We start from the raw sequence: 26,992 nt of genomic DNA, 5'->3' as shown, positions 1-26,992 counted from the left end.
ATCATATGGAAAAGAAAACAATCGTGGCACGCGTAGAAGTGCTACCCGGCAAAGAACAAGCATTTTTACAGGCAGCCGATGCTTTGATTAAAGGTACGAGGGCAGAAGAAGGCAACATTAGTTATAACCTGTATCAAAACCCCTCTCAACCTGTAGCTTTCATCTTTTACGAAGAGTACAAAGACCAGCATGCTATGGATGTACATGCAGCATCACCCCATTTCCAGACTTTTGGAGAAGCGATCAAAGGAATGTTGGCATCCGACCTGATAATTGAAACTTTCTAAATGAATATGAGGGTGCTTTAATGCACCCTCTATTAACTCATCACTCCATTTACTCAGCTACTGCCAACGTCAACACACTGATACGTATTCCGCTCACCCTTGCGAACGCAGATGCACAAGCCACAGTCGTGGCTCCGGTAGTTAACACGTCATCAACAAGCAAGACATGCTTCCCCTCAAAATGAACAGTATCACATAGCCTGAAGATTCCTTCTACATTCTCCCAACGTTCAAAAGTAGACTTACGGGTCTGAGTTTCCGTATTTTTTTCACGTATCATACACTCTGCACATAATGGAATACCCGTTACAGAAGCTATCCCACGGGCAATCCATTCACTTTGATTGTATCCTCTAAGTTTCTGTTTCTTTCTGTGCAAAGGTACAGGAATTATCATATCCACGCCATCAAAAAATTCTCCCGAAGATAGTTCTGCTGACATATAGCGTCCCATCACCTCTCCCAATTCTTTATATCCGCCATATTTCAGCATATGCAGAATGCGTCTGAAATCACTACCCTTACGATAAAAAAGAAAAGAAGAAGCTCTTTTTAGGCCAGGAATACGTCCCCAGAAAAGACACTCTACCGGATTATCTTTCCGCAAATGAAATCCGGTACGGGGTAAATTTATATTGCAACAGGTGCACAAACACTCCTCCCCTCTTGACAATGGCGAACCACAGACTACGCAACAACGCGGAAACAAAAGAGACCAGAAAGAATGGAACCAGGTATTCATGATGTGTTTTTCTATTTGATCAATGTCCGAAACTACATATCCAACGGAGGAACTTCTTCCAGCAACTGCTGAAAGACAGCATGCAAAGGACCGTTAGTAGCAATTATATGATGCCCTTCTATGAAATGTTCACTTCCATAAAAGTCAGTTACTTTTCCACCCGCTTCCAATACAATCAACGCCGCAGCCGAATAATCCCATTTCCCGATAAATGCTTCTGCCCAGGCATCAAAACGTCCGGCAGCCACATAACAAAGAGCCGATGCAGCCGAACCATTCATCCGAATGCCCCCTACCACCCCATACAATTGCTTCAGCAGATATTCTGCCGTCCGTTTATACTGTTGATGATTATAGGGAAGTTCGGTTATTACAAACGCCTCTTCAATGTTCCCCACTTTCGAAACATGCAACTCTTCTCCGTTCATCCAAGCCTTTCCACCCTTCCAGGCATAAAAACACTCATCCCTGCAAACTTCGTATACTACACCTAAAAGTAGCTCCGTACGACTCCGGAGGGCAATACTGACACAATATGGAGCATTGTCATGAATATAATTAGTTGTTCCGTCCAGCGGATCAATTACCCAGCAATATGCCTCATCTTTATAAACACCAGAACCTTCCTCGGCAATGAACCCGGCCTCGGGCAACAGAGCAGACAGTTGCCCCACTAACAGCCTCTCAGATTCCTTATCGACATATGATACATAATCATGCGCATGCTTCTCTACTACGCTTTTCCGGCTAAAGCTCTGCCGTTCTTTTCTCAGAAAATTCCCCGCTTCGGTTGCTATCCGGCGCACCTCAGTAGTAAGTTGTTGAAGTTCCAGTTCCATATTCGACTTTTAACGTATTTCGGCAAAGATAAATGATTCTTTTGAAAAAACATTGCAGCATTCAGCATATCTCTGCGTCTAAAAAACATAAAGAACTTAACTATGCAGAAATTCAGATTGACAATACTATTGATTATTTGTAGTAACGGACTTGCTTACGCACAAACGTTCAATGAAACGCCTATACTCCCCTTTATGCCACAAAAAGAAATGAAGTTCCCCAAAATCTCCGGACTTCCCGACATAAAGAGTACTCTGCCAGAAACGAATCCGGTTTTCAGCAACAGCCTGCCATTAGCCAAACAATATGAACTAAGAAAAAGATTCTCCTATCTGGATCCTGTCTTCACCAGTTATTTCAATCAAGAGCAACACCGGCTGCTCAATTCCCATTATTTCGGATATGAATTATACGGCTCCAGTTATTCACTCCGGGGAGTAGGAACTCAAAATATGGCAGGTGGCAGATTAGTATATCACCTCAACAAACAACTGACTATTCGGATAGGCGGTAATGCTTATCAATACCGTTCCAACGGGCGCATGTTCAATGACTTCACACTGAATGCGGACCTTACCTACCGCCTCAATAATTGGCTGACCGCTTATGTTTACGGACAATACCGGCTAAACTGCACTCCCAACTCCGGCGTACAAGGTTTCCCATTATCTCCACAATCTCATTACGGCGCTTTGTTCCGTATAAACCTTCTGGAAAAGAAAGAGTATGGCATCGACCTTAATCTCGGCACCGACAGAAGCTACAATGCTGCCACCCGACAATGGGAAAATACTTACAGAGTAGGCCCTGCCATACGGTTAAAATAATCGATCCAATATAAACCTGGCTATGAAGAGAGGGCTGTCCGGTACCGCCAATTTTACCGGATAGCCCATTTTATTACCTATCTGCATATAAACACCTTACATTCACCGGGAGCAAGCTTTACTATCCATCCGGTAGAAGTATCAGGAACAATTCCACCTTCCATGACATTATAAACCTTGTCCAACGACAATCCTTCCACCGTCTTTTCATTCAGCTCCACATCCACCGGACCGGATATCCGGTTCAGGCAGGCTATCGCTTTACTTCCGTCACTCAACGGCTTTACCCAGATATCATAATGATCGGCACGAATGGCACGTTCCGCCTGAATACCCAACGGATCCTGGTTGATAGCAATCAAATCTTTATTCAGAAGAATCTGCAGCGTACTGTCATTCATCTGCCGTACATCATTGCCACAGAGTAGCGGAGAAGCCATCATGCACCACAAAGCAAAATGTGACTGATACTGCTCGTTCGTACAACCTTCCGATTCATAACCGATGCTCTTACTCTTTCCGTCAATCCCCACAACAAGCATATCCGGATCATTCCATCCGGCAGGCCCCGCATATTCATTAAGCGGAGCATTTATCTCTAAAATATTCAGAACTCCACGAAGGCCGCCTTTCTGATCTGTAGACCGATTCCATAAATCACCGATATCACCGGATACACGCCAAAGATGTCCGCCCACTTTCTTTGCCCATTTCCAGGGTTCACGCTGTCCCCATTCACAAACAGAGAATACCATAGAACGTCCGGTCACCCGGAGTGCCTTCCCCATTTTTTCATATCTTTCCATCGCCTCTACCCGTCCGGCAGGCGCATTGCAGTAGTCATATTTTAAAAGATCGACACCCCAGGAAGCAAAATCCCGTGCATCCGTTTCTTCATACCCGTAACTGCCACAAACCCCACCACAGGTTTTGTCCGCGGCATCCGAATAAATTCCAAGCTTGAATCCCCGTTCATGCAAATAGTCAGCTACATATCTGATGCCCCTTGGAAACTTTGTTTTATCAACCTGGATATGTCCGTCTGCCCCTCTTTCAGGCAATTGCCAAAAGTCATCAATGTTTATATAGGCATATCCCAAGTCACGCATTCCATTCTCTACCATTGCATCCGCAGTTTGCAACACCAATTCCTCTGTCAGATGACGTCCGAATGTATTCCAGCTGTTCCATCCCATTGGGGGAGTCAACAGTAACTCATCACCTATCTTAATCAATAACTCCCGTGTATCAGATCCGAGGGCATTTTCTGCTTTCAGCACCACTTTATATGTTCCTTTCTCAGCTACTTCCCCTTTGATAATCCCTGTTTTTTTATCCAGCTTCAATCCTTCGGGAAGATTTTCAGCATGCCACTTTATCGGTCGTTCTCCGGAGGTGGGAATATAAAACAAAAAAGGGGTAGCAGGATAGTTTCCCACCACATGAGGGGGATTAATACACGGTTTCCCCTCAAAAATAGCGGTTCGCACTTCGCTCGCCTGTACTGTCGGACTCGCCAGCATCACACATAAGCAATATAAAAAAGAAACATAACTTGTAATTTTCATACGTTTAAAAAGAATTTATATAGATTTTATTTTAATGTTACAACAACCATTACCGGATTATCCTCTTCATCCAATCGGTTTATCAATTCATCCAGTTCTTTTTTTCTTTCCGGCAGTAAAGCTTTCGAATAGCGTTTACCTTTACTCAGATAACCTACCATCCGGGCATTTGCCAACTGATTTCCCAACCCTGTTCCGGGAGGAGTAAAATCAAATCCTGCCGCCAAATCATCTTTTATAATCACATTTGAAAAACTCTTCTTCTGTCTATCATACAATCCCACAAAACTTTCATTCTTCAGAACATAAAGCACAAAGAAATAACGGTCTGACTCAAAAACCTGTTGTACTGCGATAGACTTAAAACGTTTTGCGGGATCTATCTCATTGGCCGAGACATCCACATCTTTACCCGAACAATCAAGTTTCCAAGCCAAAGTCTTCTTTCGATCGGTATCAATCTTGTAAACCAGATTCTCCAGTGCCGGTTTAAAATAAACACTGCCACCATGAAGATACATTACGTCACGGGTGGACAAGTTAATACCATACTTCTTGCCTGGTTCAATATACCCTTTCCAGCTTTTCAGCTTCTTACCATTCCCGTCAATAAGAAACAGTTGTTGAGGATTATCCTTCCTTATGAAATAGTTATTATCACAATATAAGATGGATTCTCCGCTACTTACAGCTCCGGTACCCATATTTAAATGAGGAGCCGGCATACGACGGATAAATTTACCATTGAAGTCATAACAGATTAAATCCTGAAAATCCTGAACATACAGCTTTTGGTTATCAGGATCAGTAAAAAACAACAATCCTACCGCATATTCTTCAGGCCCTTGTCCATGCTGACCTATCTTATTCATAAACTTACCATTTTTATCAAATCGATAAAAACTTCTGGTCTGTGCATCACCTGCAATAATAGAATTTCCGGCATAAACAATACTGCACTCATTACCCAACAGACAATTATCAGTTGTCTCTAAAGGGAAATAACGCACATCAGATGCCAGTTCACTCAGCATTACCGTTTTAGGGCTCTGCGTAATGGCTTTCGCCAGATTCAGTGTTATGGCTGCATTTTTCTGGGCAAAAAGCGGAAATGCCAATACATGGGCCAATAAAATACAAAATGTAAACGATTTCATGGGACCTCCTATTTTTTAAATTTATAAAGAATCACTACCGGATTGGCATCATCCCCTACATTCAGCGCAGCAGGAGCCTCTTTCAGGTATCCTTTCTCCCGTAAAGAAGAAAGTATATCTGCATTGACCACCTGTGCACGTTCCCCGTCAGCCAGTGCATACTCCGGCCAAAAAGGTATTCCCCCATCTATATCATTATCAATGCCAATTATATTACTACCCGGAATACTATTGCTGCATTCCAAATAATCTTTCGGAATGCGTTGTGATTTCAACTCACCGGTCTTTTTATCAAATCGTTGTATAAACAACACATCTCCTTTATACAAGCGTAAATAAAGATAATGAGAAGATTCAAACAGATCGTAAAGCCCAATGACCTGATCCGTTTCGACTGTCTTATCTCCAAACTTATTAATATTGGCAATGTCCATATAATATTCAACCGGATTTTCTCTCTTCAGCACATAAGCCGGTTCTATTCCATTATTAGAAATCGCAGATACCGTATCATTACAGGCAGTAAATACCAATACCCTTTCGTCCGAAGGAGAGAAACAGATTTCTTTCATAAAGCAAACATCCCGGGAAAGCCCCGATGGGAAAAGGGCCTTACACTCTTGTAACGAACCATTGGGTTGTTGTAATGCTCCTGCCCATGGCGCCTGCTGAAAAGGTTTTATAACCAATCCTTTCAATGCCCTTTTTCCATCCGGAAAAACATACATCCCGCCTGCTTGTTTCACAGTTGTATCATTTCGTAGAAAAGTCCCGTCATACGAATAAACCAAAGCATCTCCTCCATACTGAAATAAAGACAGTTCCTTATTCCTGTCATCAACCGCCAGATCACTTATCATGCCATACTCTCCCGGACCGTTTCCCTGACAGCCGATCTTGCGTATAAATTTACCTTCCCGATTGAATTGCAGCACCTCTTCAGTCTTTCCATTATACATAAACATGTAATCTGCCGTCACCTGTAGATTCATCAGATTACTTATCAGACATGAATCAGTCGTTTCCAAAGGAACGTATTCTATACTCTCCACATCTTCCTTCATGGAGATCGGAGCCTCTTCTTGCAAAGCAGAGCGGATATTGACAACCGGACATTCGGATAAAGAAGCTACAGGTTTCGGCTGGCAAGCCACCAGCCCGAACAGCCACAAGCTGTTCAACAATAATATTGTGTTTTTCATAATGATTGTCTCTTTAATATTGTTTTTAGGGAAGTGTATATACAAAGATACTTCTTCAATTTGAAAAATCACTTAAAATCAATCTATTTTTATTCCCCATTATAAATCCGACAATCAAATATCATATAAACTTAGTATAGTCAGTCCGGAAAAATTAGTTTTTCAAGCCACCTCAACATCTCTGCTTTACTCCTTCTGCAAGTAGCCAACAATGCTTCTAAATTACGTTTATCCCGCTCCCCCATATCAAAACCCGAATTGATACCCCTCGGATGATGAAGGTGATATAACGGTCCTTTTACACGCGCAATGGGCAACTCTAATATTTCCAGGCGTTTCACTCTTTCGGCATCTTCGGGTCCCCAACCATAAAACGCTTCATTCTCTCCGCCTGCCCGCAGATAGGCAACCCTGTTCACAAGAAAAGCTCCTCCCACCGAAGGTCTCATCCCTATTGAAGTAGCATCCACCTTTTCCAACACTGATACGTCCTTACGGATTCTGTCACTCATAGCTTCATTCAGAAAGATAAAACGCCCGTCATACGGGAAACACATCACACAGCCCGAACAAATCCTGCCGACCGCCTCTCTCAACTGAACCGGCGGAATAATCACATCCGTATCCCAGATACCTGCAATCGGGAACTTAGCCGATCGCAACAATATATTTAAATAACGTGTCCGGTAGAACACCGGATCATCATCTTTCACAAACCGATAGCGTACCCTCTCACACGTCTCAGACAAATAAAAACGTTGCTCCGTATCCGCTTCAAGAATATCCACAGACACCTCTGTCTGCTGTAGCAGCAAAGAAAGGATAAACCGAAGATTCTCCGCCCTCTCCGGATTATCTACCCGCAAGGGGATGACAATGCTAACCTCTCTTGTCAGATCCATACCGCCTCCCTTCCAGATGTAATCATGCCCTTCTCACAGTACTCCATCAGTTTCTCGACTTTTGCATTGAATACATCCAACCGATGCAACAGGCAAAGAATAAAAAACACCTCTTCGAAAAGTGAACTTTCCCTGACTCCGGGCAGTGAGTCTGCTATCCAGTCAATCAGGTAAATTAAATGCTCTTTCATTCGCAGCACCTTGATGTCTTCCTCACCTTTCCTCCGGGACAACCGGTAATACAGATAATAAGCGAGACCACAAATACCTTTCACGATGCCTAAAGTTCCGATCGCCCTACTATTAATCGTGTTAAATACCCTGCAATCGATCTGCCACAGAATCTCGTCGGCATCCCCTTCCACAAAGCCCTCCTGCAACAGATACTCAATTCCGACACCTACTCCGCACAAACCGTCACCATAAGTCACCGGAAGTTCCAAAGAACAATTCTCCATCACCTCATCCAGCAACACTTCTGCTTTCTCTTCCCACTCTTCTTCAGCCGTCTGCCGATAAAGACGATAGAATCCGATGATTTTCCCCATTTCTCCCATCATCCCCGGATTTTCTATCCCTCTTACGCTTTCCATATTTTCTTTATTGACGTAATCAATCATTTTATTACACCGACCAGGCAACCACTTCCGGAATTTGCCTTTCCTCCTCCGGGGGAAACGTTCTATAATCTCCATAACAACGGGTCAGATAAGTATCGTATCCTGACGGAACCGGAAACTCCACTCCTTCAAATCGTGCAGTATCCAGATATTCCACCTCATCCAGCCGCAAATGAATACGGCTCTCACTCAAATTCCGTTCAAAACTGTTCGACAAAGCATTCTCATACTTACCATCCCAATCATAGATGAAAAGATCCAACTGTAATCCACCGAACTGCATCGGCTCGGCCGGAGTCTTTTTATCCGGAACATACCGGCTGTGCCGATCTCTCAACCGCGCCTCAACCAACCAGCTCCATGGAGCCATGGCCGGTTCTGTTTCCGGAGTCTGAAAGAAAATATCCTGAGGCAGTTCCGGTACACCCTTCTCCAGAAAGAGTGCATAATCACTCCTTAACATCCCCACATCCGTATCTGTATCCCAAGGTATAAACCCCTGATGCCGGATAGCTCCCAGCAGTGTACCATAATCGAGCCAATAATCAATATCGTGCTTCTTGCAGACAGTATCGAAAGACTGCAATAAATAAAGCATCCTCCGATGTGCCTCCTTTATATCTATATTCATAATTTATATTTTAATATTCCGGCCAAATACCGGTTTTCCTCTTTACTCCTGATAGCAATACGAATATACTGCTTTCCATACATTCCCCTCTTCAAGCTACAGTCTTTTACCAGAATATCATGCTCTCTCAGCAAAACTTCCGCAAGCTCTCGGGCGCTGTACTTATGGGTCACTTCACATAAAAAGAAGTTTGCTTGTGAAGGAAATACCGCTAAATAGCCTACCTCCTGAAGTTCTTCAAAAAAGAGCGCTCTTTCCTCTCTAAAGCGGGCACATGCCTGCCGGTAGTCGATTGCATATTTGTCCAGAATCTGTAAATAGTACTCCGCCAAAGAGTTTATATTCCAAACCGGAAGTTTCTGCTGTAATTCATCCATTAATTTATGGTCACCGGAAACAGCAATTCCCAATCGTAATCCGGGAATTCCATGTGACTTAGACAGGCTCTTTATCACCACCAGGTGACTATACTCCTTCAGTATCTTGTCATCAATCAGAGAAGTTTCCTCTCCTCCCTCCGAGAAGTCAATAAAAGACTCATCCACAATCAGCCGTATCGAACGCTCCTGAGTCCATCCCGCTAATGAAATCAAATCCTCGTAAGGGATACTATTTCCAGAGGGGTTATCCGGATTCAGCAATAGTAATGAAGTCACTCCCTTATCCTCAAAAAATGTTTTCAGGTCGCTTACGGTATAGCGATAACCTGGCCTCAACGGCAAGAAAGTCTCTATCCGGTCATCACCTACCAGATATTCTTCAAATGTAGGAAGAATCACCCCCATTCTACCGGGAAGCAACTCCATCAGCTTTCTTATCAACTCTGCCGCGCCATTCCCCACCGCGACAGCCTCCGCAGGAATGTTCCAGTGCTTCGCCACCAATCGCCTGTTTACATAACTCCCCGAAGGGTATTGCCTGAGCAGTTTATCAAAATTAGCCTTCAGTTCTTCCAGCATCCTTTCTGTCGGGAAATGTGGATTCACCAGATAAGCAAAATCAAGCAAGAAAGGGAAACGCCAATACCCTCCATAACGTTTCTGGTAACCGGGCAAAAGCCCTTCTTTCTTACCAAATAGCGTTTCGGCAATATCTAAATCCTGCATGTCGTCTATCTCATACCACTTTTCACCCTCAAGCGGCAAAGCCTTCAGCCCGGCTTTATCCAACAAAGACAAAACGGCCAGTATTTGTTCGTAATATGCACTATTATCAAAACATTTGCAATAGGCTTCCAGAAAAGGTACGTACTTACCTACAGAAAACTCCTTACTAAAACGATAGATATTCACCGTCTTAAAATAAGTAGAAGTTTTTTCGTACGAAAAAGTATGTTTAGATACAAAGTCCACAATAAACTGCTTTTCATCCACAGTCACCATAGTCCCGTCCATCCAACTCTTATAACGGTCTACTACTGCTACATCCGGATACGGTTCTTCGAGCACTCTTTCAAGTATTCTCTTCTCAAAAACAATATCCGATTCTAACAATAAAGTATCATCAGACGCTAAGTGGTGCCGTGCCAGAAACAGAGAATAAATATTATTGGTATATGCATAGTAAGGGTTTTCCAGATAATAAATAGGAATTCCGCAATATTCATTTCCCAGATACGCCCGTAGTTTGTCACCTTGAAAACCAATCACAAGCACAATCCTCGATAGTCCAGCGATTTCGAGGTTTGCCAGTAACCGATCTATGATCCGGATACCGTTCACCTCAATCATACATTTAGTGTCGTACCGGGTCAATTCTCCCAGACGCCTGCCCATTCCTGCTGCCAATATAATAGCCTGCATATCTGGCCTCTTATTAAGTTCTTAACTCCGGCTAACTCTTCATACAACCGATAACACAATCCACTTCTTCGCTATCTCCCACTCCTAATACTAAACAGTATCACATATCTCTCTACCCATCAACGATCGAATAAAAAACTATCACTTACATAGAAGTTTCTTCTTGAATAACAAAGAAACATCATCGCATGGAAAGTATGTTTAGGATAGCTCTTACCATAATGTTTCGAAATTATGCGAAAACCAGAAGGGGTGCACCCCATGACATCCAACTGAAGATAGTAAAAAAAAACAATTTCATTTAACATCACACAAGTTATATGTATTAAGACAATATTCAACGTCTGTTATAGAGGAACAAAGAACAGAAAACAAACAATCAGAACACGGTTTAATATCTTTCCTTGTAACAAACCAATGTCTGTATTGAGAAAATTCTCTAATTAATAAATCATATACATTATCATAAGGAAGTCTACCGATACTTGGTTTATTTACATTTGAATAGACTTCACCATTAGATAAAATAACTAAATGCCCAAAGTGATTAGAATCAAGAGCTGAATTAGCCAAAAGCTGTTTTTCCTCATGCCTTCTATTGAAAAGATCATCTATTGAAAAAGAAAGATTTTCAACACAAAACTCTTTATTATTGCCAGTATAATAAAAGCATATAAAACAATTTTGAGAATCAGAGTAAGACTCTAATTCTTTCAATTCACGATCATCACATATTAAAAATTGGAAAAATAGCTGCTTAAACTCTGAATAATCTCCTAACTTGCATAAGTTATCATAAGAATTAGTCCAAACAACATAAGTTATATCAACAGATTTATCTTCAGAAAGAGCTATTTTCTTAAATTCATCAATCAGGATGTAGACAACTAAGTTTGTTTTCACCTTTAACATCTTTATCAGATTATTTATATTTACAATACTATCATCTCCAACATTCCCAATAATTAAATTAACCTGAGATAAATTAGGAAAATTACACTCAACAATCGTGTTTATCAGTTCAAAACTTAATTCAGTATTCTTTCCTATTTCAGGAAACATGTATTGTCTATATGCCTCAGGATACCCCTCCCATTTATCATTACATGAAGCATTTATAAAAAAAGATATCTGAAAAACATTTTCATTATAATGCACGTAAGATTTTTGACGACTATTTTCCGTAAAGATTTTTTCTTGAACAACCTTTCTATTAATAGCTCCAGGTACTTGTTCATTTAAAACTTTTAAAGAAGGAACTATATGTATTGGCATATGTTCACTATCTAAAGACAGAATATTACCAGATATCGATTCTAAAACGAACTTAGTCAATTCCTGAAAATCGATCACTTCAGCAATATCAGCATCTATTCTGATACCATAAAAGGATAGATCCGAACATTCTTCTAACAGACGAAGCTTTTCTACCAATAACAAGTTAGAAACTGTCATGTGAGCTCCATTTATAGTGTTATAAAGCAATGCCGTATGTTGGCTTAAAGAAATATGCACAAAATTATAAAAACACAAATATTCAGCCATATCTACTATTTTAATTTTACTACAATTAACGCAGGATTCAATTCTTCTTTTAAAGGTTGAGTTCTAACAGAAATCAAATAATTGCCATCTTGGGAAATATACTCCGGGAAAAAAGTATCACCCTCCAGATAAGGAGGAAGCTCACCTGTAGGTTCACCAAAATAATCCATCTCTTTTTTTGATAATTTTAGTTCGAAAAGATCCGCCTGATGATTTGCCTTATCATAGAATGCAGTTAAGTAATATTGCTTCTTCTGATCTATGTCTACTGTAATAGCCCCTAAGACTAATCCATTAGCAGTCATACTGAACAAAGGAACGTATGGCATGTGCAAAAACAATTCTTCGTCCGGATTTTCCAAAGAGTAACGCAATCTATCGTTAGATCTCAGCTTTCCCCAGTCGATTATATATTCAGGAGAAAGAGAGTGCTTTACCGTATCCACAGAGAAAATAGTGTCATTAAGCAACTGCTTAAAGTACAACTTATCATGTAAAGATGAAAATTGGGCTTCATGAGGAAAGAAACAAACTTTTTTTGCCTGATAGTTTTGTTGATATGGAATAGCCCCCCTCTTTTCATCCCGTCGATAGAACACAAGACGTTCTTTTTCATCTCCTCCATTCTGAGCTTTAAAGCCTATAAAGTTCTTGTCCGACATTGGATAAATGGCAGAAAACATTTCCGGAAGTGCCTGATAAGATTCAATAAACTTCCCATTTAAGGAGTAAACATTAACTTTATTGTTTAAGTCTGTAATCAAAACACGATTGTTTATATAAAGCAAATTCATCAACATTGTATATTCCTCCGGACCACTTCCTTTCTGAGCTATATCACAAACAAATTTTCCGGAATGAGAAAAAAGAGAGCACTTCTTACCATATCCTATGATAAAATACTGATCGGTCATTATTAACTGGCTCACGTATGGAATCAGTAACGAATCATTCGTCTCTAATTGCACAACCTCTACACTTTCCGCAATATCATATACAGATTTCTCCACCGGATTTTCGATAGCATCGGCTAAGTCTATTATAGGATAAAGACTATTTTCTTTCTTACTACACGAGTAAAAGAGAAATGTACTTAAACAAAAAAATAAAAGTGATTTCATAATACCGGTAACTTTAAATGGTTTCTAAATTTATGACACACATTAACCATATCACATATATAAGAAGTCATATCTTTACGAGAAACTGGGGCGCAATTTATATCATGTTGTAAAAAGCATTTGGGACAAGACTGAATCCTATAACATAAAGTACATTTAGGACGTAAAATATCATAATACGAATTATATCTCTCAACAACCTCTTTCAGGTTCAGAATAAATTCATTCTTATCATTTACATAACCCAATGAATATTTATAGCCAACTCTCTCACAAGGATGAACTTTACCATCTGCAGAAACAAAAAGTTTAGAAGTAAATGGAATACAGGCTCCCCCCGGAACATAATTCACATATTCGTAATCATTTACCAACTCCTTAAAAGTCTTATAAAAATAGCCACTATATGCTTCATAAAAACGACTCAATGTAATTAATGAAGGATTCAACTTTAAATAATCGTCAATAGGTATATTGTGCAGGCATAGTGCTTCTGAATTTAATCCACGATACATGTGATTAAAAGTTCCAAAAGCATTCTTTTTTACAAAAGAAGTAGCTAACGTAGAGATCATTGGTACTTTGTTTAATTTGTGATGATAAAAATGCAATAATGACGATAATTCATTTTGATCATGTAAAACGGCATTAAAAGATACATTCTTAACATAAAAATCAAAGTGCCTTTTTTTTAGCTCTCTAATATTAGAGTATACTCTATCGTATGATTGTCTCCCACTTTTTAATGTTCTATAAGAAGAAGCTTTCTTATCACCATCAAGACTAATAAGAAGAGAAATATCCTGCTCAACAATATAATCCATATATTTATCTAGTAATACGGCATTAGTTGTCATATTATAAGTAAATGTAAGAAACTCAGATTCCCGACTTTTTGTATAAGATATTATTTGCTGTACCAAATCAAATCGCAACAAAGGCTCTCCACCATAAAAGCCTATTGTAATAGTTCTTTTTAAACCACTTAATTGGTTTCTCATCCCCTTATTCAAGCAAAAATCAATGACAGATTTTGCTACATCAAAAGATAATTCATTCCCAACACAATCTTTTTCGGTCTCATATAGTTCTCCATACACACAATATTTGCAACCAAGATTACATTTCTGAGTCAACTCAAATGTTATAACTGGTACACTTGCAATGGAATATTCTATATCCTCTACATCTATACCCGCACCAACTTTTATATTGTCAAAATCCAAAAAACCATATTTCTCAAAAAAAGAGCATGTTCGCGCAGCTATACTATCCCCTTCCCAACATTCCCCTTCAGCCCAATAAACATCAAGCATATTATAAACCTCAGGAGTTATCTGTAGAAGTTTTTTCTTACCAAAGCTATACAAATAGCAATAATTATATTGATCCTTAAATATAATAGATTTCATTTCATAATTTACATAAAAGAGGTGGTAGTAAACTACCACCTACATTAAACTAAGCTCCAGGGTTACCTTGCCAAGAATAAACGTCCTTGTTAGAAGACATCTGCGTTTCTTTACTTGCATCTGTTTCTGTCCATGCATGGTTACTTACTAACCAACCTGTACATGTACAGTTACTTTCGCGACAAGTACCAGGCCCGGTACAACTACCAGCCCCTCCCGTAATCTTAAACTGCTCACCTTTTGAGAGATTTAAAACTTTTAGCTTTTTCATATTTACCTCCTTGTTAAATAATTAATAATGATAATATATCAAAATGGGATTATCCCCAGATTTATTACTCCTTAATGTTTCATCACTATTTGCATTGATATACCCCGACTTTCTCAATTGCTCTATTTCGCCAGAACTAATACTCGATACATAAACCTTTTGAAGAGGAAACGAATACTGGAAACGGATTGGAATATCACCATTCAAATGGTTTACATATCCTCCCAAAATACCATTAGGAGGATAATTGACTCCCTGAAGAACCTTATTTTTTATATCATATCGCATAAAGCATAAAGTTGGACACGGATGCGGAGCCTTTGGATGATAACAACATAAATAGAGACTGGAATCTGTTTCTATGGCCAAAGAGTTCCCACTAACTCCAATTCCTTGAACATGATCTATTTTATCTCGTGTATTACCATTAAACAAATGATACACCGGAAAAATAGAATCAACAGTTACCTTATACAAAGTGGTATAAGGCTGAACAATTGGGCTGCCACTTCCCCCATTATTCCAAACCAACATGCTTCCATCTGATTGATAAGTGAAACTATAATAGCTAACCTTACATAAAGCCAAAGTGTCAGACGGAACAAAATAGTTCAACTGATGTACCATTTCCCCCTTTTCTGAAAATACGGCTCCGCCAAAATAATTCTTATCAGTCAATGGCATACACCATGGTGAAAAAGCAGCCAGGAATTTTTCATTCAGTCGATGTACATATTGAGAATGATATGGCATATTATACAATTCAGCAATATTTCCTTGATAGTTACCATCATAATCATAGACTTCTGTAGTGCCCTCTGAACCGCCTTCCTGATTCAGATAAAGCAATTCCTTGAATTCATCAGCTCCAATCCATAATTTTAAAGACGAATAATCGTTGGATATAATCTTCTTTATAAGCTTTCCTTTCCTATCGTATTTAAAAACTCCTGCATCACTACCGGCCAATACGAAAATATAGTCTTTAGTCACTGCCATACTGAGTATACTGGCACGAACCGGCAATTTCACAAAATTATCCAACTGGACATACGAGATGCTATCTACCAATTCCTTCACTGAGATGGAGTCCTCTCTATCTAAAACACTGGTCATCTCAACAATCGGACAATCAGATGGCACCTGAGCTAACAAATCAATCTTCTCTGAACGGGAAGAAGAGCAACCGATCAGATGCGTCAATATACCACAATATAAAACTAATCTAATCTTGTTCATTTTGATTTTATATTTAAATAAAAGTCCAACATCTTATTTCTAAATAAGTCAAAACCATATAATTGTATATACCGATTAACCAAATAATCTTTAATACTTTTTTTTTCTAACAAATTCAGACTCAAAGCAGTTATCATCTGCTGTGCTAATATCTCAACATTAATAGAACAAATCTCTTCCTGAGATATATTAACTCTAAAAGGATAAGATGGTCCAACCATTTCATTTACTCCTGCTACAGAAGTTGCTACCAAAGGAATTCCTCTCATCATCATTTCAATCATTACATAACTACATTGTTCTGTATATGAAGCAATAACCCCTAAGTCAGCCATAGAATAAATACAATCCAATTTATCTTTCTCAACTCTACCAACAAACGAAACTTTATGCCATATTCTTTCACACAGTTTCAAATAAGTAGCGAATTCACCATCTCCAACAATGACTAAACGTACATTCTGTATTTTATCCTGTACTATGCGAAAGGCTCGCAATAGTTCTTCTATCCCTTTATTATGATCCAAGCGTCCTACAAATAATATCAAAATTTCTTTTTTACCTAGAACCGGCTCCTTTTCACATTCATTATCTTGAACAGATAGCTTATGTGGCAAGCCATTTGCTATATATTTGAGTTTAGCTATAGGGACTTGATAATCATTTATCAGGATCTCTTTAGTACTTTTTGAAAGACAAATAACATAGTCAACATAATTAAACATTTCTTTCTCAACCGTAAATGCATCAAACACATCTATTTCCTTCAAACTCCTTTTGGTCGCATCTTGAGATAAAATAAAATGGAAATAAGTCCTATTTCCCTTTAAAACAAAACACCAATTAAGATAATGCACGGTAAAACAAACCACACATCTTATCTGCCTGCTCCTCAATGATCTTACAATTGCCACATCTTGGTAAAAATTCAAATGAAATACATTAATATTAAATAAATCAATATACTCCTGAAGGATATATGATATATTTCGACAGTACCTTTCATACAAAAAAGAATTATCTTGAACATCAACACTAGGAATAAGAAATTGCCTTATACCATTATTGGTTCTCATTTCAATATTTTCAACATTTGCACAAATCTGGACTATTGTTAAATTTAAGTCCGCACGTTCTCTTACCACTTTTGTCAACTGTTCAACATATGTTCCTACACCATATTGTGAAGCTACACTTGAATTATTAACGATATAAATATTCCTCATATCGAAGATTGATCCCAAATTATTTTTAATCCTTTTTTCCAAGACAAATTATTATCGCCATCACTCCCTCTTATGATCTCTGCCTGTATCTGTTGTATAGAATAATTCACAGGACAAGCTACACATAATGCTTGAAGAAAAGCCGTATCAAAAAACGACTCTCTACCTATATCCAGTACTAAACGAATACGTATATATGAAGCTATACCAAGCAAGCCTGTTTCCAGAGAATGATTATTCATTTTTAAAAGATTGTATTCCAACAGCTTATTATCAAGAGATTTTAAAACGTCATCCACATTTCCATCTACAAATTTTTGCTGAAACAGATATACTATTCCCCACCCAATGCCACATAAGCCATCCGCAAAGTAAATCGGTATATCTTCATGAACATCTTCAAAAACCTCATCCAATAATTCACCAGCAAATTCCTCATATAAAGGGTTTTGTATATAACGGCTATAATGAAAGAAAAACAAGACAAGTCCCATCTTGCCATTAAAAAGTCCCAAACTTGGAAGGAAGCTTCCATGAAGCATATAGTATTGAGCTATTTGTTGTAGTTGTGAATCCATATCTTTATTAGATTTGTTTGCAAGGTATGTCCACCTTACTTCATATCCAAATATTATCAGAAAAAATGTACCGAACGTAGCCTTTTTTTATACCGAACGTCATATACCTATAGAAATAATCCTTATAAACAGAAATATATCTAAAAAACTGATACCTTTGCCTCTGACAAATAATCCTTTTTAACCACACAAGCATGAAAACCACAATACCAATCTTCTTTGCAATCAATGAAGAATACATTGACCATTGCTGTACCTCTATAGTATCTATTCTTGAGAATAATAGATCTTTGAATATAAGCATACACATTCTGACAGATTGTATTTCGTTAGAAAGCAAAGAGCTCCTTCAGGAAATAGAAAATGTATTTACCTGTGTAACGATCCAATGGGAGATAATAGATTCAGAATCATTCAAGCAACTCAAGAAAAAAGAAGGATACATCACCGAACACGCTCTTTATCGTTATGCCATTGTAGATCTTTTTCCCAATCTGGATAAAGCCCTGTACTTGGATGCAGATTTAGTAATCAATGGCAGCATAGAGCCATTGTGGAAACTGGATTTGGAAGGTTATTATTGCGCAGGAGTGGATGATATCTTTATAAGACGAATCAATTATAGAAAGATACTGGAACTAACGGAAAAGGATGTATACATCAATGCAGGCGTACTGCTGTTGAATCTGAAAGACCTTAGAAAAGATAAAATACAGGAAAAGCTATTGCAACACACATCAATCTATATAAACCGGGATCGATATCAGGATCAAGATGCGATTAACTGTATATGTAAAGGCAAAATAAAGCTGATTCCCAATATCTACAATTTCACTACCAGTGAAACTTTGCATACCCCTGAAATGTTATCCGGCATCATCATCATTCATTATACCGGAAGTATAAAGCCATGGCATCAAGAGTACCCTTGGCAAGTATTAAAAGAGCTATATTGCAAATACAATAGCTCTATGAACAAAATCAAAGATCGACTTTTATCAAGGTGGATGGAACGAACGATTGAGCTTTTTCAATTAAGCCAAAAAACGAACGATACAGAATTAGAAGAGGGGGCAGATAAATTACTGAACAAGATAATAGACCACTGCTCTCTGGCTGTTCCTATCACTTACGAGAATGGGTTATGTGGCATTGGAACGGGAATCGAATATTTACTGCAAAAGAAACTGATCGAAGGCAATAGTGATGAAATACTACATCAAATAGACTCCGCTGTATATTCAGTCATTGAACAAAAGTCTTTGACTGCCCTCGGATTAAGAAAGGGAGTTTCGGGCTTAGCTTACTATTTCTATTTACGTCTATGTGCAAGAGAAAACTTCAGCACTCCCACAGCTTTAAAAATAAAAGAATATTTCTCTAAAAGGGGAAAATCATTTCACATCTTTTAGCTTACACAATTTTGCCACCTTGTTACAAAATTCTACTATTGTTATCTTTAAATTTTCTGGAGCTGATAGATTTAATAAATCCAAAAGACTTATTTCCAGATTTACATACTTCAACACAGCCTGAAATGATTTTGTGCCCCAAGTATAATTATCACATTCATTGCCCCCCAAAGCATATATTAATGACGTTTTCACATTTTAGCATTTTCAATATTACATGTATTTGGATAAAAAAATAGCAGAGAAAGATAAAAAACATCTTTCTCTGCTATAAATTCAAAGAGCCATAAATGGATTCTTTCTATTTAAGATCACGCACACAACGCACATATCCGTTCCTATCATTCACAAGCCTATTTTTATCACCTCCCCACTGCGTGTCTACAGTCGTAACAAACCTGAGATAACCATCAAAATACATCTGATAGCCGGCACTAAATGATCTTCCTCCGTTCATATCCCGTCTGGAAAATCCTGTCCGAGAATGAATAACTTGTCCATCTTTCATATTCAAAGAAGATAAATTTCCACCAAAGTCATAGACTTTAGGTCTCTCACGGTCATCCCAGTCAAACAGACTTCCGGCCATTATCATCAGTTCGGCTTCATTGGGTAAGCGCCATGTTCCCAAATCGCTCTGATCCGGATTCTGAAAATAATAAGTACACGGAGAGTTTCCTTTCTCTATATCGTTCATCAAGGTAGTCCAAGTTTCGTAGTAATATTCACCACTCCTGTTCGGATTATCCAAATCCTTCCGCTTGTCTATTCTATTGGCTATATATTTGGCAACTTCGAATCCTTTCTGATAAATCGTATTAATCTGTGAGGTCTCGTTATGTGCCGGAAGTTCATAAATAGCCCTTGCAGATCTGGTAGTGTTGGAAGGTAAATTGTCAGCCCTGAAAATCAGATACTCATCCTCTGTCCATTTGTTGATCAGTGTCTTACTGAGTTCCTTAGCTATTTCATCAAGATGATAACTATGATCCTCCGAGGTTTCCAAGATTCCCAGATCCCTGATCAGTCTCACATCCGAAAAAGGAGTTCTTTCTCCAGGACTTGCCGTTTTCTGGTAATCAAAATTATATATAGGAGTCATACTATGCGATTCTTCTACAAAGATAATAGTATTAGGGCTGTTCAATGTCAAGTTGGTACTTCCCATAAAAGCTCTTGAGGTGAATAATGCTGTAGCATTATCCGACGGAGCGTGCCCAACAAGCCTGCTCTTTAACGGCAATGCCCGCTCTGCCACATACAACATGTTTGTTTCACAAACAGAAGGAATATACCATTGCATTTCATTCGCTTGCATCTGTCCGTCACGGTTGTTGTCCCTGTTTCGCAAGAACGGGGTGAAGCAGGCATATGTAGCATGATAATTCTTCATGGCCAGGTTAGTGTGATCCATACTTAGTGTCAACTTCGCATTATTGACCTTTGTCATAACTTGCCATAAAGTTTTCTCTTTTCCTCTAAGCATAGGATCAGGCATTATATTATCAGTTAATCCTCCGGTACGCCTGCTCATCAAAGACCATGTGTTTGCCCAACCATTGGAATAGTATTTATTATAAAAAGCATCCGGTTCACTAGGAGCTCTTACCGACCAATCCAAATCAGGGGTTTCATTCACATTCTCCACGCCCCAAACGCGCATACCGTCAGGACTGTTGACAAACACCGTTTTTATGGACATTTGCCGAATAGTAACAATGGCTTGATGATAGCGTGACTGTCCGTCAGGAGAAATTTCATGCGACGTGTTCACCAGCAAATCAAACGTACGATCCGGGGAGTTGGCAAAGGTTTTCCACAAATTTTTATCCTTGGGAGCATTCTCCTGCATAGGATTTTGTTCGTAAAAAAATTCATTGGCATAAACAGTTACTTTACAAAGCCCCGAAGCCGCATTGAATACATAATCAGGTTCATTCATCAGCCTGTAAAGGAACTGCTCCAGCGAAAGCAGATTAGCACCCGTATCGGAGAAATATTGCATATCCTCGTTTCCATTGTCGGCCAGAGTGCTTGGATGGATATAGAATTTGAGCCAGTTCGTATCAGCCTTTTTTTCTTTAGAAGGAATATAATTGTTATTCTTCAACTGTTCCAATTCCGCTTTCGTATAAGAGATAATCTTGTCACAGAACGGTGTGCGTATAGCAAAAGAAATCATGGCGTCATCTTTCAGAGTACCATCCGGGTTGAAGATGGCAAGTTCATCTTTCTTAAAACGCATCAGCCCCTGTTCATAATGACAGTCAAAATTGAATGACCGGTGTGCGTCATACACCAGTCCCTCTACTCCAGGAGCAGATTCCTCCTCTTTTGCCTTGTCCGATTTTGCTTCTACAACCAGATCATTCATGCCTTTAATGGTCACATTATAGGTATAATGTACGTTACGTTCTATATCATAATCATTGACCGGATCATTTTCTGCCGTATATCCCAGATAAATGCGGTAAGTCACCCTTCCGAAACGTTCGGTAGAAGTATCACCGGTTGCAAGATTCTGACGTAACTCACCTGTAAATTCAATATAGGGAGCCAGATCCGGGGCATATTCCGTCTCACCGTTTTGCAGATTAGGTTTGTCAGTTGCACCTGCAACGGGAGACTTCAGTTGCTTCTGCCTCAGGTCATACCCCTTCCTTTCCGCACTATAACCGGGGGAAGCCGGGGAAATAGCCTTCTTTGCAACCTTTCGGTTTTCGGGCATATAGAATGAAGTGGTGACATTGTCGGCATCACCCTCGAACTGGAAATATTCCGAGACCCAGTATAATTTTTTGTCCACCCCATCAGCATCCCATGAAGCAGTCTGATCAGCTCCTTTTGCATGTTCCGCAATGAAGGTCGATCCCGGCACATTACCAAGACGATATGTTCCAGGCTCAAATGTGAGTCCGGCAATTGTTTGCAGGTTCAACGTGATTTTGGCTTCCGAGCGTTTTAAGGAGACTTCGATCTGTTTTGTAGCGGTAGAAACCATTACTGTTTGGGTTAGCGACATCAATAAGTTACCATTCGGACGAAACAGGGTATGAACAGTCATGGCCGCTCTTACTTTTTCCAGGTCTGAATATTTTGAAATCCCGTTTAATACTTCAGACTCCACATGAAACAACCCGTCAGCGTCCGATTTATAGTTCCCCAGAAGAAACAGTGTCTTTTTCCCTGTTGTAAGACTGATATTTTTCAATAATCCCATGCTGGTGGGCGCATCTGCATCCACTTCACCTGTGGATGTTGTAAGATCAGTTGCAGCCTGAATAAGATCGGCTCTTGAATATTCACGTGAGTATTCCACGTTACCGGAAGAATTGAAAACCCACAGGTAAAGGTTATAGATTTTTCTCTCTTCACTTTCCAGTAAGACGGAACGTGTCTTGGCCGTATTAGCTGCCGTACCGACACTTATGTCCACCGTCGTGGGAACTCCCTCCGTGACACCGCTCCCTTGAAAAATTTCTTCATCCGTACAGGATGCAAAGAGGGACAGTAACAGCAGAATAAAATAAGTTATTTTCAGCTTGTATCGTTTCATAAATAATAAAAATTATCGTGATAAATTCTCGTATACATCATTGGAATGGAGGAAGATCTACCTTTTTACTATTCCAAGGCTCAACCCGATAAATAATCTCTTTATCTGAAGATTCCGGCAGGACTATGAATACTTTATAATCCCGATTCGGATAAATAGGACCGGAATATACTCCGGGAGAAGTCTCCTCACCAACATCAAGCAGGAAAGTCCTCGTTTTTGTTTGTGATTCATCTCCTCCTGTAAAATAATCCAATGTCAACTGTATTTTCGGGTGATTTTGCTTTTTCTGCCAGGAATTACTTTCCGGAATATAAGGAGCCAGATACTGGGGCACAACAAACTGTTCGTATAATCGAGCTTCCATTGCCACATAATCAATCTCTCCCTCGGCAGTAAGGGGAGCCTCGTATACAGTCAATTGTGCTCCTTCATTTTTTACCCCATAAGAATATGTACCTGTATGTTCCATAGCCTTTCCTGTTCCTGGGGTGGAGGCGGCCAGCTGAGTTTTCTCGGAATCATTTTCCCTGAAAGAGGGAGACATCAATACAGGAAAGTTCAAAAAGGAAATCCCTTGGTAATTATATGTAACCTGACCGTAACGGGGTGCGCTTGCTATATATACTCTGATACGGGCAAAATCACGGAATAGGGGAACTGTTATCTCTTGCGCCAGCTTTCCTGATGCGGGCAGAACAGATGCCACCGTTTTCCCCGAAAGCAAACTCAAATGTAGTCTGTTAGACACGCCGGGCAAATCTGCCCAAGCGACAACAGAAGTTCCTTTCCAGTCAATAATCTTTTCATCTGCAGGAGAAGGAGTTACACCGTCATAAGGATTATTCACAGGTAATCCCAGACTTCCATCCTGCTGTTCCTTAATAATAGCAGGAAAAGCAGCACCTGCAAATTCCTCTTTGGAGATTTCCTCCGTACCAGATCCTAAGAAGTCCCATGGAATCTTATTCTGAAGATTGCCTTCAGGAGTATAATAAGGTAGATCCTTTCCTGTCTGGTTAGGAGCATACAATGCATAAAACTCGGTTTCCCCCTTAGGAATACGTATATTGATCTGATATTGTCCGTCCACCCCGGTTGAATTGAAGGGAAGCAGTTGATTATACACATACCGGTTCAAATCCCTGTTAAAGATCATAAGTGCTATCCTTGGCTGGGCGGGAGCTTGAGGAAACAGCGTACCGGTCTTAAACCACTGAAAAGGATCAGAGGAAAGTTCATCCAGCAGATCGCTGTCACCGGTTTCAACACCTCTGGTTGTAAGATTTAGTCTGACAGTCACAGCATCCTCATCGGAAAACTGTTCCGAAACAGTATCTTCCTTCTGGCAGGATACCGAAATAAAGCAAAGGACCAATGACATCGTTATCATAGAATACCTCACAGCCTTCATCATACGAATATATTTAATATTTTTCAACATAATATTAATCAATCAGTTATAGGAACCACATCAACAGCTTCCCATGGTTTTACACTTATACTCAGTGAGAGGGGATTCTGGCGGAAAAACAGTGGAAGAACCGCTTCTTGCCGTCCCGTTATCCGTATCTGCTCGGGATATTGTGCGATATATTGTGCCACATCTACAGTACAAAGAACCTTGTCACCCTGCATAAGACGGATCGTTAGCGGGTCCTTGTCATCAAAGCGCAGGGTATTGAAGTCAAGCACGAAGCGATCATTCTCCTCGCCTGTGACAAACGGAAGGTCAAAAGAAGTTTCACCAGCCCGCTGTCCGGAAAGATAGAAACGTGCGGAAAGTGATTCCATTGTCAGGCGAAAACCTGCCTCCTTGTTCTGCTCAAACCAAGTCTGCGAATTGTTATCATCATCGGAAAGGACTACCGCATGGATTTTCACATGCTGGGAATAAAGGCGAACTACGTCACGGGACTCGTTCATAACTTTAGATGTAATAGCTGTTTCTCCCAGGTATAACCTGTCAAACGTACCGGATGCCCGTCCGTCCTTTTCCATAAGTTCGGGGCGGGAAACCGACGAACCTTTGTAGCTGTCCTCTTTACCGATAATCGTTTCTGTCAAAGCGTTGCCTACGGCCACCACTTTATAATCCCCTTCCGGAAGCGTGACCTCCAGCGGTGAAAGTAACCGTTCCCTCTCCAAGTGATGCCTTTCTACAAGAACTTCGCCTTTGGCATCAAAAATAAAGACATCAATACCATCCACATATTCCTGTAGATGTTCCTGATTGTCATCAGCCAGATAGGAAAAGACAATCGTGTTGCCAAGACAGCCGCTCAAATCGTCATATACCCGATCACAGGCGGTCACGAGATATAAAGTGAGTAGTAGCCCCAGCCAAGTGGGTATGTATCTTATGTTCATACTTTATACTAATTATTATAATTCAATACAGATAACTTCCCCGAATAGATAACATATACTTCTCCCGGGAATAATAAAAAAGGGAGGGGATAACCTTTCCCCTCCCCGAGAGTACAGGCGGATCCGGTATTGACCTGTCAGAGCCAACACGGGAGAACCGCTCCGGCAAGTGGCTATTACTCTCCTATCTATTATCAGTCAAGGATAGGGAATACGTTCACAGCAGTCCAAGCTTGTACTTGAACACGAACAATAACATTCACATTTTCATCTTCCAAATCTTCCTGACCGCCCGGTTCGGGAGTCACTCCTTCCGGAATGGTCGGATCTGTATCCACCAGGATACCTTGTCCGTTGTTCAATGTGCTAAGATTCAGATTAATCAGGTAACCACCCTTACCGGCCGGAACATCAGTCGTACCGTCTGTCGCACCTTCTGTCTTCGCATAACCGGATATAACTACAAAACGTCTGTCTGCAGATACGCCCGCATCACCAGTTTTGAAAACGAAAGCAAGTTTGGGAGCATTATTAGTCTTTCCGTAACCGGTAATTCCATTTGCGAAAAAGTTAAATGCCGCAGCTTTTTTACCTGCTCCGAAATCAAAGGCAGTTGCTGTAAAGTAGGAAGATACATCGGACAGGTCTGTCTTGCCATCAGGTTTGAATGTTCCATTGGTAAAATTATATCTGTCACCTGCATAAGTCTTGGCCCAGAACCAGTTTGCCTCTTCTTCCACTGTAAGTGCAGGAATAGAAAGCGTTCTGCTGAAACGGTTCATCAGGATACCCTGGTTCGCAGAGGTCACGTCAACAACCTGCAACCATTTGCTCAAAGCGGCTTTCTTGCTAAGGTCAGACTTACCATCCCACACTTCCTTATTGAAGCCATCGGCAGCAGCCTTGAAAGCCGTCCATGCATCATCACTGGTTTTTCCGTTGTTTTCAGCCTTACCCAGCCATGTCTTGCACCACAGTTCTGCCTCGGCCTTTTTTCCGTCTTTCCAAGTAACTTTGATAAATTTAGTTCCAGTCACTTGGAAGCGGTTCATGCTGGCAGCCAAGGTAAGTTCCGCTTTCTTAACAGTACGCTTATCCTGCTGGGGACTGACACCATAAGATTCAGCTCCAACAGTGGTAAGTACTTCGGAACCAGCATAAATCACTTCATTAATTTTTGCCTTCAACAGTTGTTTGCTAATATCAGACACAGGTTTGTTCTCAACCAACGCTCCTTGAGGGTTTGCAATAACAAGAGCTTTTGTTGCACCTTTGTCCACATTAAGGAATTTATAACCTCCTGTCGCTTCACCGGGTCCCACAGCGATAGTTGAAGTCAGCTTGTTAAAATCATCAGACCCCTTCGCAAACTCTTTCGCAAAGACAATACTATCTCCATTTAACAAGTACACATGCAGTTTTTCAACCGTTGCCGGATCACCATTGTTGGCAGTGTCCTGCAAATCGCCCATGACGGCACGTGTCCCGGGACCGGGCAATGCTACTGACATCATCACGTCAACCGGCTGATTAGCACCCTCCGGTACAACCAGATTTTCTTCATTGCTACATGCAGCAAACAACGCCAGCGAAGCCACTGCAAAATACTTCATTACTTTCATGATTTGAATTGTTTTTAAATTTAAAATACTAATACTATATATATCTGAGTTACATCCGTATC

At 40.0% G+C, this 26,992-nt stretch carries 22 protein-coding genes and 1 pseudogene; 3 read left to right on the top strand and 20 right to left on the bottom strand.

Annotated features, from left to right (window positions below):
• Nucleotides 1–5: 5 nt before the first annotated feature.
• On the top strand, nucleotides 6–287 hold the full coding sequence (locus ISX59_RS18480; RefSeq protein ID WP_005781928.1) for a putative quinol monooxygenase: 282 nt from the start codon (nucleotides 6–8) through the stop codon (nucleotides 285–287).
• Nucleotides 288–336: 49 nt separating this feature from the next.
• Here ISX59_RS18480 and ISX59_RS18475 read toward each other — a convergent pair whose 3' ends face one another.
• Both ISX59_RS18475 and ISX59_RS18470 read right to left on the bottom strand, forming a co-directional pair.
• Nucleotides 337–1,029, bottom strand: coding sequence for a ComF family protein (locus ISX59_RS18475; protein ID WP_032530296.1), 693 nt, complete (start codon nucleotides 1,027–1,029; stop codon nucleotides 337–339).
• Nucleotides 1,030–1,061: 32 nt separating this feature from the next.
• Nucleotides 1,062–1,868 (bottom strand): inositol monophosphatase family protein, encoded by an 807-nt coding sequence (locus tag ISX59_RS18470; protein ID WP_032539154.1) that lies wholly within the window; start codon nucleotides 1,866–1,868, stop codon nucleotides 1,062–1,064.
• A gap of 102 nt (nucleotides 1,869–1,970) precedes the next feature.
• On the opposite strand from ISX59_RS18470, the gene ISX59_RS18465 reads away from it, so the two are divergent.
• Nucleotides 1,971–2,696, top strand: a complete 726-nt coding sequence (locus tag ISX59_RS18465; RefSeq protein ID WP_032539153.1) for a hypothetical protein — start codon at nucleotides 1,971–1,973, stop codon at nucleotides 2,694–2,696.
• Between the two features lie 77 nt (nucleotides 2,697–2,773).
• Here the strand turns inward: ISX59_RS18465 and ISX59_RS18460 are convergent, their stop codons facing one another.
• The 14 genes from ISX59_RS18460 to ISX59_RS18395 all read right to left on the bottom strand — a co-directional run bounded on the left by ISX59_RS18460 (nucleotide 2,774) and on the right by ISX59_RS18395 (nucleotide 17,970).
• The gene (locus ISX59_RS18460; RefSeq protein ID WP_032539152.1) at nucleotides 2,774–4,264 is read right to left on the bottom strand and encodes a putative Ig domain-containing protein; all 1,491 of its coding nucleotides are present in this window, start codon (nucleotides 4,262–4,264) and stop codon (nucleotides 2,774–2,776) included.
• A 26-nt stretch (nucleotides 4,265–4,290) separates the two neighbouring features.
• Nucleotides 4,291–5,421 (bottom strand): 6-bladed beta-propeller, encoded by a 1,131-nt coding sequence (locus ISX59_RS18455; RefSeq protein WP_220576139.1) that lies wholly within the window; start codon nucleotides 5,419–5,421, stop codon nucleotides 4,291–4,293.
• An 8-nt stretch (nucleotides 5,422–5,429) separates the two neighbouring features.
• Nucleotides 5,430–6,623, bottom strand: a complete 1,194-nt coding sequence (locus ISX59_RS18450; protein WP_032539227.1) for a 6-bladed beta-propeller — start codon at nucleotides 6,621–6,623, stop codon at nucleotides 5,430–5,432.
• A 140-nt stretch (nucleotides 6,624–6,763) separates the two neighbouring features.
• Nucleotides 6,764–7,525 carry a galactosyltransferase-related protein gene (locus ISX59_RS18445; protein WP_005781912.1) on the bottom strand — a complete coding sequence of 254 codons (762 nt, stop codon included), beginning with the start codon at nucleotides 7,523–7,525 and terminating at the stop codon, nucleotides 6,764–6,766.
• Nucleotides 7,516–8,118: a hypothetical protein gene (locus ISX59_RS18440; RefSeq protein ID WP_032539226.1), complete on the bottom strand. Its 603-nt coding sequence runs from the start codon at nucleotides 8,116–8,118 to the stop codon at nucleotides 7,516–7,518. The genes ISX59_RS18445 and ISX59_RS18440 overlap by 10 nt, the downstream gene beginning before the upstream one ends.
• Nucleotides 8,119–8,149: 31 nt before the next feature.
• Nucleotides 8,150–8,776 (bottom strand): phosphorylcholine transferase LicD, encoded by a 627-nt coding sequence (locus ISX59_RS18435; protein WP_005781908.1) that lies wholly within the window; start codon nucleotides 8,774–8,776, stop codon nucleotides 8,150–8,152.
• Nucleotides 8,773–10,578 carry an aminotransferase class I/II-fold pyridoxal phosphate-dependent enzyme gene (locus ISX59_RS18430; RefSeq protein WP_032539150.1) on the bottom strand — a complete coding sequence of 602 codons (1,806 nt, stop codon included), beginning with the start codon at nucleotides 10,576–10,578 and terminating at the stop codon, nucleotides 8,773–8,775. The genes ISX59_RS18435 and ISX59_RS18430 overlap by 4 nt, the downstream gene beginning before the upstream one ends.
• Nucleotides 10,579–10,875: 297 nt before the next feature.
• Nucleotides 10,876–12,123, bottom strand: a complete 1,248-nt coding sequence (locus tag ISX59_RS18425; RefSeq protein WP_220576138.1) for a hypothetical protein — start codon at nucleotides 12,121–12,123, stop codon at nucleotides 10,876–10,878.
• Between the two features lie 5 nt (nucleotides 12,124–12,128).
• Entirely contained in the window at nucleotides 12,129–13,244 is a 1,116-nt protein-coding gene (locus ISX59_RS18420) for a 6-bladed beta-propeller (protein WP_032539148.1), read from the bottom strand.
• The gene (locus tag ISX59_RS18415) at nucleotides 13,241–14,656 is read right to left on the bottom strand and encodes a radical SAM peptide maturase (protein ID WP_080715490.1); all 1,416 of its coding nucleotides are present in this window, start codon (nucleotides 14,654–14,656) and stop codon (nucleotides 13,241–13,243) included. The genes ISX59_RS18420 and ISX59_RS18415 overlap by 4 nt, the downstream gene beginning before the upstream one ends.
• A gap of 49 nt (nucleotides 14,657–14,705) precedes the next feature.
• Entirely contained in the window at nucleotides 14,706–14,927 is a 222-nt protein-coding gene (locus ISX59_RS18410; RefSeq protein ID WP_032539146.1) for a hypothetical protein, read from the bottom strand.
• Nucleotides 14,928–14,948: 21 nt separating this feature from the next.
• On the bottom strand, nucleotides 14,949–16,166 hold the full coding sequence (locus ISX59_RS18405; RefSeq protein WP_032539145.1) for a hypothetical protein: 1,218 nt from the start codon (nucleotides 16,164–16,166) through the stop codon (nucleotides 14,949–14,951).
• Complete coding sequence (locus ISX59_RS18400; RefSeq protein WP_032539144.1) at nucleotides 16,163–17,392, bottom strand: glycosyltransferase; 1,230 nt, start codon at nucleotides 17,390–17,392, stop codon at nucleotides 16,163–16,165. The genes ISX59_RS18405 and ISX59_RS18400 overlap by 4 nt, the downstream gene beginning before the upstream one ends.
• A complete protein-coding gene (locus ISX59_RS18395; RefSeq protein ID WP_032539143.1) occupies nucleotides 17,389–17,970 on the bottom strand; it encodes a hypothetical protein in 582 nt (193 codons plus the stop codon). Before ISX59_RS18395 ends, ISX59_RS18400 begins: the two co-directional genes overlap by 4 nt.
• 194 nt (nucleotides 17,971–18,164) lie before the next feature.
• Here ISX59_RS18395 and ISX59_RS18390 point away from each other — a divergent pair.
• Nucleotides 18,165–19,346 (top strand): annotated as a pseudogene (locus tag ISX59_RS18390) (glycosyltransferase family 8 protein); the annotation flags it as partial.
• A 337-nt stretch (nucleotides 19,347–19,683) separates the two neighbouring features.
• On the opposite strand, the gene ISX59_RS18385 reads toward ISX59_RS18390, so the two are convergent.
• The 4 genes from ISX59_RS18385 to ISX59_RS18370 all read right to left on the bottom strand — a co-directional run bounded on the left by ISX59_RS18385 (nucleotide 19,684) and on the right by ISX59_RS18370 (nucleotide 26,930).
• The gene (locus tag ISX59_RS18385) at nucleotides 19,684–22,938 is read right to left on the bottom strand and encodes a fimbrial protein (RefSeq protein ID WP_220576137.1); all 3,255 of its coding nucleotides are present in this window, start codon (nucleotides 22,936–22,938) and stop codon (nucleotides 19,684–19,686) included.
• Between the two features lie 37 nt (nucleotides 22,939–22,975).
• A complete protein-coding gene (locus tag ISX59_RS18380; RefSeq protein ID WP_005781886.1) occupies nucleotides 22,976–24,382 on the bottom strand; it encodes a DUF5042 domain-containing protein in 1,407 nt (468 codons plus the stop codon).
• Nucleotides 24,383–24,390: 8 nt separating this feature from the next.
• Nucleotides 24,391–25,308, bottom strand: coding sequence for a FimB/Mfa2 family fimbrial subunit (locus ISX59_RS18375; protein ID WP_005781884.1), 918 nt, complete (start codon nucleotides 25,306–25,308; stop codon nucleotides 24,391–24,393).
• A gap of 194 nt (nucleotides 25,309–25,502) precedes the next feature.
• Entirely contained in the window at nucleotides 25,503–26,930 is a 1,428-nt protein-coding gene (locus tag ISX59_RS18370) for a hypothetical protein (RefSeq protein WP_022011234.1), read from the bottom strand.
• Nucleotides 26,931–26,992 lie beyond the last annotated feature (62 nt).

It is taken from the genome of Bacteroides sp. FSHCM14E1, from assembly GCF_019633785.1.
GTDB classification, from domain to species: domain Bacteria; phylum Bacteroidota; class Bacteroidia; order Bacteroidales; family Bacteroidaceae; genus Bacteroides; species Bacteroides hominis.
The sequence above is the reverse complement of the archived record's forward strand: the minus strand, read 5'-3'. Positions and strand labels throughout refer to the sequence as shown.